This window comes from Porphyromonas sp. C0041D3 (assembly GCF_056590575.1).
In genome coordinates this window covers 19,143-28,082 of record NZ_JBWPWJ010000014.1, presented here as the reverse complement: position 1 = coordinate 28,082, position 8,940 = coordinate 19,143, and the positions used below count along the sequence as shown (strand labels likewise).

The following is an 8,940-nucleotide window of genomic DNA, read 5'->3' as shown; positions in this document are numbered from 1 at the left end:
TCCTGAATCCCTCTCCTCAACAAAGGTAATCTCTATTTTCCTCCCCCTCCCAGCACATCAAAATGCGAATTAGCCCTTGTCACTAACGGCTTGTGCTTCCACATATCCTGCTTCATTCGTATATTTCTCACCACCCCATTTTTTGAGTTGGTCAAGACCGTTGACTGTATGCTTTACATTGTTCAGAAAGCCATGTGAACATAGGAACGAAGCTCCATTGCATATTGCCCCTACGATTTTTCCATTATCCAAAGTCTCCTGTACCAAAGGCGAAACAAGTTCTGCTTCAGGTGAGTCCCAACGGTTGCCACCGATAAGCACTAATGCAGCATAGTCTTTCGGCATATTCTCAAAAGAATAATCGGGCGACGTTCTAAAACCTCCGATTGAACGGACAGCGTCCCATGTCGGAGCAACGGTATGCACTTCGTACTTTATTTCACCACCCGGTATTACACCTACATGAAGAGCCGTGGAGAGAAAAGCCCCTTCCCAGTCTGTGTATTCATTTAACAAGACAAATAAAACTTTCTGTTTCATTGATGAATGTATTTTGAATTTGATAACTTCGCCACAAGTTCTTTCAACCCCTTCGTGAAGATTACTCCTGTAAAGTTACGCATTCATAAATAGAAAGGCGAAGAAAACTGCAAGAAAATACTTCTCCTAGGTTCAACTTCGAATTGCAACACTAGAGGAAAAAGTTTGGCGAGAGTCCCCCGCCCCCATTCCCCCTTTGGGGGTGGAGGGGGACTCTCGCGTCGACCAGACTCACCTCTTCGATCCCCCCAAATGAAAAGAGGAGACCGCGGTCTCCTCAAAATGAGTTACTTTTACATTGTCCCAAATATTTCTATTTATGTATAAGCAACTCACTTCATCACAATGGTACGTAATTAAGAATGGACTTAAGGAAAACGTGCCACTCCGTATGATTGCACGTCTGATCGGAGTTAGTCCTTCTACCGTCAGCCGAGAGATAAAGAGAAACTCCTCGAAAACAGGAGTATTCATCCCTGCCCTAGCCAATGAGATGGCTCGGGACAACAGGGCTCGATCAGCTCGAAACAGGCGGACAAAAAAGAGGTACCGCTATAAAGTGCTTACCTTACTAACCAAGTACCAATGGTCTCCAGAGCAGATATCCGGTACTCTTCGGAAGGAAGGGATCAGCATCTCTCACGAAACTATCTACCAATGGATTAGGAAGAATAAGGCTAGAGGCGGCTCCCTTTACCTTAACTGTCGTCATAAGCTCAAACATCGGAGTAGAGGTCTTTACAAGAAATCCTCTGCCGCTCATATCCCTAACAGAGTCTCTATCCATCAGAGACCTACGGAGGTCGATGGAAAGAGATTTGGGGACATTGAGATGGATACCATTGTTGCCAAAGGACAGAAGTCTGCCATCCTTACCCTTGTCGAGAAATCTACCAACATGTGTTTCATCAAGAAAATTGATGGAGGTTTTAATCCGGCGGCAGCTGCTAAAGCAGCTACCTTGCTGTTGCTCCCCTATAAGGATAAACTCAAGACTATTACTACCGACAACGGATTTGAATTTAGAGATCACGAGACAATTACTCGTGTCCTCGGTATTCCGGTCTTCTTTGCCGACCCCTACGCTTCTTGGCAAAAGGGGTCCATCGAGAATACCAACAAGCTCATCAGACAATACATCTCTAAAAAATCTGATTTCTCTGACTTCGACGACGATCGACTATTTGAAATCCAGACTTTACTCAACAATAGACCCAGGAAGAAACATGACTACATCTCCCCTTTCAAACTTTTCGCCCCTTTCTTCCTCCCTGTTGCACTTCGTCCTTGAATCTACGCCTTTTTTTTCTTGGTGGATCACTTCCTTATTCCGAGGGGATTTTGTGTAGATTTGTTAGCAGATAATGGAATGGCACTGACAGGACTATGATGAACCTAAGTAACGCAATCAAGGATGCCCTCCACAGGCATCAGATCGAGGAGACTGATCTCCTCTGCCTACAGATCTCGGACGAGGTCCTCGACAGGATCGTCGCCGGTCGCAAGCGGGTGGACTTCCGCGAGCTCACCGAGTATTACGAGCAATTGCTCTTCCCGAGCTTCGATGAGAGTCTCCCCTCGACGAGGCTCTCTATGCCCTACAAGGCGGTACTCTTCCAGAGTACGTCGCCTGAGGGGACACGCTCGACCCTCGTGCGTCTCCCTCAGATCCACTTTAGTGACGAGGAGCGCCAGCTGTACGATCGAAGCGAGAGCCCCGTGATCCTCGACTACTACGGCGTAGAGGAGGGTGAGACGGAGGAGATGGCCGACATCGTCGGTGACGAGATCGCCCAGGAGGCGTACAATGAGGGACTGGAGGATGGGGACCCATTCTTCGCCATTCTCCTCGGCGAGGTGCTGCTGGATGAGGATCCCGAGAGGGAGCAGAAGGAGGAGCGCTGGCGGCAGATCCGCGAGGAGGGCCCGCAATTTGAGCAGCTGATCGACACGGAGGCATCGCCCCTCCCCGAGGAGGCAGCGGAGATGCTTCGTCAGCACAACCTCACTCCGGATGAGGTGCTTCGCCTCGAGGTGAAGCGCAGCCACTTCGGTGAGATCCTGAAGGATAAGTGCTACCTCGCCATCCTGGCTCCCACGAGCGACTTTATGGAGGCTATCCTCATCCCTGGGACCAAGTCCGTGAAGCCCTATCGGGCGATCCTCTTTGAGACGCGTGACGAGGAGCCGACGCGCTACGCTCTGACCTCACTCTTCCTCCCCACTGAGGAGGAGCTGGAGGAGGGGATGCCCGATGAGCCACTCGTGATCGTCTATCGGGGGGACAGTAAGGGGGAGATCACCACACCGGAGGATGCACTGGGAGTCACCCTCGCAGCTGCTATCTATGAGCGGGGTCTGGTGGAGCGGGATGACTTTGCCGTCATTCCCACCAATGAGCTCCTCGCCTCCCTCTGACACACGCTACAGTCGGCATTGACTTTTGATATAAAGAAGAATTGCTCCTATGACTCCGGAGGAATTAGAGTTTGCTCGTACGTTCACTGATAGAGAGGTGATGTCAAGTGCCATTAGTCAGCTTAGAGCGATGGCGATCAATGAATACTATGCGACCACCGACGAGAGTGAGAGGAAGGAGCTCGAGAAGCGTCAGCTGCTCCTGGAGTTTGAGGCCCGAGCCGTCTTAGGAGACGATGACATAGCACATAGCATACAGGACAAGGTGATCAACCTCTATGGTCCGATGCTACGGAAACTCAATGGTGTGGAGTAATGTGGTGTCTGTAGAGAGCTCTAAAGGCATATATCCCGGAGGCTTATGCGGACTGCTCCGAGAGTTGCCTTACGACCTCTGAGTATGGTCTATCTAAGGGAGTTTCGGCGACCCACAAGGGGTCGAGGGTGGTAGGGGGCGGTTCTCGGCACATCGGTCACCGCTTCGCGGATGACCGATGCCTATGGAGCGAGCACCCGCAAGGGGTGCTTCGTTCCCCCGTAAAGCGCTCGCTCGTCAATGGTAGCGTGAGCTTATTGCCTCGGCATCCTCCGAGGCAAGGTAGACTGTGTCATAGCAAAACTGGTAACCCTCGTCGCTCTCAGTCAGGATGCCGGCTAATCGGTCGTATAGATATACTTCTGCCTGTTTCATGACTCGCTCCGATGCTTTGCCTGCACACCCACCTCAGCGTCAAAGAGAGCAAGGACTTGATTTGCTTTATCGAGGCGAATGGTCGGCTTTCCTGCCTCCAACTCACGGACAAAGCGGATGCCTACCCCAGTCTTCATACTGAGATCCAGCTGAGTTAGCCCGTACTCCCTGCGCTTCTCCTTCACAAACTCTGCAATGGTCATATCTGCTAAGATTATACCCGATCAGGTTGATTATGCGGTAAATATACGCTTTCTGACTGAAATAACACCTATCGGGTATAAAAGGATCAGGGCTGACGAATTTAATCTTTACCGCTATGCAGAGGAGATCTGCGGCGGGAGATTCCTTTCCTAATGTACCCGCCTGCCGATCCCGCAGGGGCGAAGCCCCGGAGGGATCATCGCTCCTTAGCCCGCGTGTCGAGGCACGAAGTGCCGAAGACCGCGGGAGAGGATGCCAAGAAAGATATACGACCCCGCCAGGGTGTCGCACTTATCAGGGAGTCAGGCAACCAGTGCGACACCCTTGCGGGGTCGCAGTGTCGTTTGTGATTCCTGATCCACGGGTCTTCGGGGCTACGCCCTTCGACCGGTGGCTAAGGAACGGGCACCCGCAAGGGGTGCTTCGTTCACAACCCTTCACAATGAGTTGGATGTCTTCAGTACCCTTCAGGTGCGTCACCCCTGATATAAGGGCTGACTTTGCTGTCGTTGTGCTACGATCTGATGGGATGAAATCCGAGTGATCAGGCGCCGATGAAGACCAGTACTCTTGGTTTGTGCAAAGAGGAGACCCTAGCAGACTTTGCCTTGCCCCCTCGCTGTGATGGTGTCTTGGCAGCCGTACTTAGTACTCGGAGGAGAAGTGGAAGGTGACCTTGGGGAATGCCTGCTGCCAATACTCTTTTCCAAAAGTAATGATGCTCTTGTAAAGGAGCGATACAGTCTCGTATGCCCTATGAATATTTCGTTACGAAATGCGATACGTATACTTTCTTCGTGTGTTTGATTTTTTTATAAGGTTTAGATATGAATTATTCGTAGTAAATGCTTGTGTGTTTGCATGTGTGACGAAATTTTGCTTAGTTTGCATTGTGACACTAGTGTTATTAAAAACCTGACACGTGATATTTCAGACGTGAGTTGATCGTGCCTCATCACTAACTTTAAATCATTATTCGTAATGAAAAAAAACTCAAAAAGATGTGCTGCTCTGTTGAGCGCCATTCTATTCGTTAGCTCTTGCAATTCATCCGCGCCAACGGTTGTTGACAATCCGGTGGAAGAGCAGCCCGTTACTATGGAGTGCTATGATGAGGCGTATGCTTCTCTTGTCTCCAATCTTAAGACAACTCTTCAAAGCGATGCGGATGAAATATCCACGTTTGAAGATATAGAGAGGATTTTCGATTCTGTCTATACTACGTTGCCGCTGAGGGATAAGTATTGTATAGAGCATTTTGAATTCTCCGCTTCAGCAGCTCTTCGTTCAGATGATCTTTCAAGTTCTGCGGAAGTTCAAAACCTCTACCAAGTACTTGAGGATGCTCTTCTGATGGTCACCCCTTACTTGTTTACCGAGAGACCTGAAGATCTGTTGGAGGTAATTGAGAGCTATAAAGAACAGACATACTACACTTCACTTACAGAGAAGCAAAGAAGTGTGGTTGATGAGGCTTTTCTTATGCTTGATGCAATTAGACCTTTGGTTCTTAGCAAGCTTAGCTCTGATGATAACAAGGTGCAGACCAGGATGTCGCCAGGGGATCGAATGATCTGGAGCGAGGCAGCCAGTTCTATGAGTCCTTGTCAACGAAAAGCCGCATCTGTTATCTCAGCTGAATCTGCATACTTTGCGCTCGCAGTCTCCACAGGAAACGTTCTGGGTGCAACGCATGCGGCTGGCAGGATTGCAACGGCAACGCACGATTATCTTACATGCCATGACTGAGCATAAGACAATATGGAAGAAGATCCTAAAGTGGACCGTCTACATCACTGCCGGGATCTACTACTGCTATTGGTACTTGGCCCAATTTGTCTTTCGCGACTGGTATATGAGCGCATCGCTGGATGCCCTTTTCTTCGTGTTTTGGGCAGCGATCTTCCTCGTGAGCGAAAAGATAGGCAAGCCCACCAAATACTGGCTTGCAGCTTTTATGCTAGCCAACGCTGTGATTAAGGTTATCTTTGCATGGTATTTTTGAGAGCAAAAGAAGCGCACCGCAGTCGGACTGACTGCGGTGCGCTCTCTTTAGTACTCGGAGGAGAAGTGGAAGGTGACCTTGGGGAACTCCTGCTGCGACATGCTGAGCATATAGGCGGAGTCGGCAAGGTAGACATCCCGTCCCTGGGTGTCGGTCGCCATATAGGGCGCCTTGCGCCGCTTGAAGTCCTCCAGCACGGCCGGGTCATCGCACTCGATCCAGCACGCCTTGTAGAGGCTGAGCGGCTCCCAGCGACACTTCGCCTGATACTCGTGGAGGAGGCGGTACTCGATCACCTCAAACTGTAGCTGCCCCACAGTGCCGATGATCGTGCGACCGTTGTAGGTGCTGGTGAAGAGCTGCGCCACGCCCTCGCCCATCAGCTGGTCGATGCCCTTGTGGAGCTGCTTCGTCTTCATCGGGTCGGCATTCTCGATGTACTTGAAGAGCTCGGGGGAGAAGCTTGGCAGCCCGCGGAAGTGGAGCTCCTCGCCACACGTCAGGGAGTCCCCGATGCGGAAGTTGCCGGTGTCGGGCAGTCCGACGATGTCTCCGGCGTAGGCGTCCTCTACGATCTCCTTCCGCTGCGCCATGAAGGCAGTGGGGCTGCTGAAGCGGAAGTCACGGTCCAGTCGGACGTGGTGGTAATTGGTATTCCGCCGGAAGACTCCGGAGCAGATCTTGACAAAAGCGATGCTGGAGCGGTGGTTGGGATCCATATTTGCGTGGATCTTGAAGACAAAGCCGGTGAAGTCGGGCTCCTCAGGTCTCACGATCCGCTCCTCCGCCTTGGTGGGTCGGGGCGAGGGGGCGATGCGGACAAAGGTGTCGAGCATCTCCTTGATGCCGAAGTTATTGAGCGCTGAGCCGAAGAATACCGGTGCCAGCTGGGCAGCGAGGTACTTCTCCTCATCCATCGGTGGGTAGACCCCTCCGATCAGCTCGAGGTCGGTCAGCAGGTGCTCCGCCTGCTCCTCGGTGGCATACTTAAGCAACTCGGGGGAGTGGATGTCCACCTCCACGCGGCTGGAGACGTGGCTCTTGTCCTGAGGATTGAAGACCTCGAGGTCGTCCTTGGCGATGTTGTAGACCCCGCGGAAGCGGTCCCCGCAGTCGATTGGCCAGGAGAGCGGCGTGACGGCGATCTGCAGCTCCTGCTCCAGCTCATCGAGGAGGTCAAAGGGGTTTTGCGCCTCGCGGTCCATCTTATTGACGAAGACGATCACCGGGGTCTGTCTCAGGCGGCAGACCTGCATCAGCTTCTTCGTCTGCGCCTCCACGCCTCGCGCCCCGTCGATCACGATGATGACCGAGTCGACGGCGGTGAGGGTGCGGAAGGTGTCCTCGGCGAAGTCCTGGTGTCCCGGGGTATCGAGGATATTGATCTTATAGTCCTCGTACTCAAAGCCCATCACCGAGGTGGCGACGGAGATACCGCGCTGCTTCTCGATCTCCATCCAGTCGGAGGTGGCGGAGCGGCGGATCTTATTGCTCTTGACCGCCCCAGCGACGTGGATCGCTCCTCCGAAGAGGAGGAGCTTCTCGGTGAGGGTGGTCTTACCGGCATCGGGGTGAGCGATGACGGCAAAGGTGCGTCGGCGGGCTATCTCTTCTGTAAAGTCTTTCATTTATCGCTGTGTGTCGCGGTCGATGACCTCCTGGAGCGCCTCTTCCCAGGGGCGGAGCAGGTCAGGGTAATACTTCTGGATCTTTTCGGTGGAGAGAGCGCTGTAGTGCGGTCTCGAGGCAGGTAGTGCGAGGTCGGCCTGAGTGATGGGGCTGATCGGGTAGTCCTCCCGGCCGGTGAGGAGCCGGGCGATGGTCTCTGCGAAGTGGTACCGCGAGGTCTCGCCCAGGTCTGCCACGTGATACAGTCCGTAGGGTAGGGGATCGGAAGCCTCGGGGTCGGTGAGACCGTCCAGCAGTCGACCGATCACGCGGGCGAGAGTCAGCGTCGAGGTGGGAGACCCTACCTCATCGGCGACGCAGCGGATCGGCTCTCTCGCCTCCACCCTTGCCCTTATGGAGCGGTAGAAGCTCCGCCCCCACGACGCCGGCCCGTAGAGCCAGGCGGTGCGGAGGATGTAGCTCTCAGGGTGGTTGGCGATGAGGAAGTGGTCGGCGTCAGCCTTGGACTTACCATATCGATTGATCGGGTCGGCCACATCCTCCTCTATATAAGGCATGGTGGACTCTGCGTTGCCCCCAAAGACGTAGTCCGTGCTGATCTGCACGATCGGGAGGTGTGGTCGCAGCTCGTGGAGCTGCATCAGACAGAGGGTATTGGTCTCGAAGAGCTCATCCTCGGAGAGCGTCTCCGCCCCGTCCACAGCGGTGTATGCGGCGCAATTGATCACCACGTCCGGCTCCCTCTCCCGGAGTAAGCGGGACAGCTGACCAAATGAGGTCAGGTCCACCTCCGCCCTCGTCGTCAGCACCCGGTCGTAGTGCGCTGACTCGGGGAGCAGATGACGAAGTGCCGTGCCCAGCTGGCCGGAGGCGCCTGTGATCCATACGAGCGGGCGCTCGCTCCCCATAGACTCACTCATGACTCCTCCTCGCTCGTGCGAAATCGGTCTGCAAGTAGGGCGAGGAAGGTGCTCAGCTGCCTCATCCCTCGGAGGGTCTCCTCCGACACCTCGCGCCCCTGCTCCCGCAGTTGCACGTAGCCGTAGAGACCGATCAGGGCGGTCTCCACCTCGCCGTGACTCCCTCCGGCGCCCTTGTCGCGGAGCTGGACGATGGCGGGGAGGGCGGCGTAGTAGAGCGTGGCGAAGAGAGTCTCCGACTTATCCCTCAGCAGCTCCGATGAGAGCGCTTCGAGTCGGGCGGTCAGCTCGGTGAGGGAGCTCAGGTGCCCCTGCTCGAGGATCCCCTCCTCACGCATCTGCCGGGCGAGGGAGAGGTACCACTCATCCACTTCCCGGCGCTGCTCCTCAGAGCAGTCGTAGCCTCGCTCTATGTAGCGATGGATCTCTGCGGGGTCGAAGTGCAGTGCCCGGAGGATATCCTCCACCTGCCACATATAGAGCAGGTACTCGGCAATGTTCTCGTGCCTCTTCTGCTTGGCGACAAACATCTT

Annotated in this window: 10 protein-coding genes and 1 pseudogene; 5 read left to right on the top strand and 6 right to left on the bottom strand. The window is 53.9% G+C overall.

Annotation, left to right across the window (positions count from 1 at the left end):
• Positions 1-75: 75 nt before the first annotated feature.
• Positions 76-540 (bottom strand): annotated as a pseudogene (locus AC1EKE_RS08000) (DJ-1/PfpI family protein); the annotation flags it as partial.
• A gap of 319 nt (positions 541-859) precedes the next feature.
• Here AC1EKE_RS08000 and AC1EKE_RS07995 point away from each other — a divergent pair.
• The 3 genes from AC1EKE_RS07995 to AC1EKE_RS07985 all read left to right on the top strand — a co-directional run bounded on the left by AC1EKE_RS07995 (position 860) and on the right by AC1EKE_RS07985 (position 3,274).
• Positions 860-1,831 (top strand): IS30 family transposase, encoded by a 972-nt coding sequence (locus AC1EKE_RS07995; RefSeq protein WP_480308994.1) that lies wholly within the window; start codon positions 860-862, stop codon positions 1,829-1,831.
• A gap of 95 nt (positions 1,832-1,926) precedes the next feature.
• Positions 1,927-2,958, top strand: a complete 1,032-nt coding sequence (locus AC1EKE_RS07990) for a hypothetical protein (RefSeq protein WP_480308993.1) — start codon at positions 1,927-1,929, stop codon at positions 2,956-2,958.
• A 49-nt stretch (positions 2,959-3,007) separates the two neighbouring features.
• Positions 3,008-3,274, top strand: coding sequence for a hypothetical protein (locus tag AC1EKE_RS07985; protein WP_480308992.1), 267 nt, complete (start codon positions 3,008-3,010; stop codon positions 3,272-3,274).
• A 237-nt stretch (positions 3,275-3,511) separates the two neighbouring features.
• Here AC1EKE_RS07985 and AC1EKE_RS07980 read toward each other — a convergent pair whose 3' ends face one another.
• Both AC1EKE_RS07980 and AC1EKE_RS07975 read right to left on the bottom strand, forming a co-directional pair.
• On the bottom strand, positions 3,512-3,649 hold the full coding sequence (locus AC1EKE_RS07980) for a HipA N-terminal domain-containing protein (protein WP_480308990.1): 138 nt from the start codon (positions 3,647-3,649) through the stop codon (positions 3,512-3,514).
• Positions 3,646-3,852, bottom strand: a complete 207-nt coding sequence (locus tag AC1EKE_RS07975) for a helix-turn-helix transcriptional regulator (protein WP_480308988.1) — start codon at positions 3,850-3,852, stop codon at positions 3,646-3,648. Before AC1EKE_RS07975 ends, AC1EKE_RS07980 begins: the two co-directional genes overlap by 4 nt.
• A gap of 982 nt (positions 3,853-4,834) precedes the next feature.
• Between AC1EKE_RS07975 and AC1EKE_RS07970 the strand changes: the two genes are divergently transcribed.
• Both AC1EKE_RS07970 and AC1EKE_RS07965 read left to right on the top strand, forming a co-directional pair.
• The gene (locus AC1EKE_RS07970) at positions 4,835-5,602 is read left to right on the top strand and encodes a hypothetical protein (RefSeq protein ID WP_480308987.1); all 768 of its coding nucleotides are present in this window, start codon (positions 4,835-4,837) and stop codon (positions 5,600-5,602) included.
• Complete coding sequence (locus tag AC1EKE_RS07965) at positions 5,595-5,858, top strand: hypothetical protein (RefSeq protein WP_296164241.1); 264 nt, start codon at positions 5,595-5,597, stop codon at positions 5,856-5,858. The genes AC1EKE_RS07970 and AC1EKE_RS07965 overlap by 8 nt, the downstream gene beginning before the upstream one ends.
• 47 nt (positions 5,859-5,905) lie before the next feature.
• Here the strand turns inward: AC1EKE_RS07965 and AC1EKE_RS07960 are convergent, their stop codons facing one another.
• Genes AC1EKE_RS07960 through AC1EKE_RS07950 form a run of 3 tightly spaced genes read right to left on the bottom strand, consistent with a single transcriptional unit; the run spans position 5,906 to position 8,937 of the window.
• Positions 5,906-7,486 (bottom strand): peptide chain release factor 3, encoded by a 1,581-nt coding sequence (locus AC1EKE_RS07960; RefSeq protein WP_296164243.1) that lies wholly within the window; start codon positions 7,484-7,486, stop codon positions 5,906-5,908.
• Positions 7,487-8,407: a dTDP-4-dehydrorhamnose reductase gene (gene rfbD / locus AC1EKE_RS07955; protein ID WP_296164246.1), complete on the bottom strand. Its 921-nt coding sequence runs from the start codon at positions 8,405-8,407 to the stop codon at positions 7,487-7,489. It abuts the gene before it with no gap.
• A complete protein-coding gene (locus AC1EKE_RS07950) occupies positions 8,404-8,937 on the bottom strand; it encodes a DUF4924 family protein (protein WP_296164248.1) in 534 nt (177 codons plus the stop codon). Before AC1EKE_RS07950 ends, rfbD begins: the two co-directional genes overlap by 4 nt.
• Between the last annotated feature and the right edge of the window lie 3 nt (positions 8,938-8,940).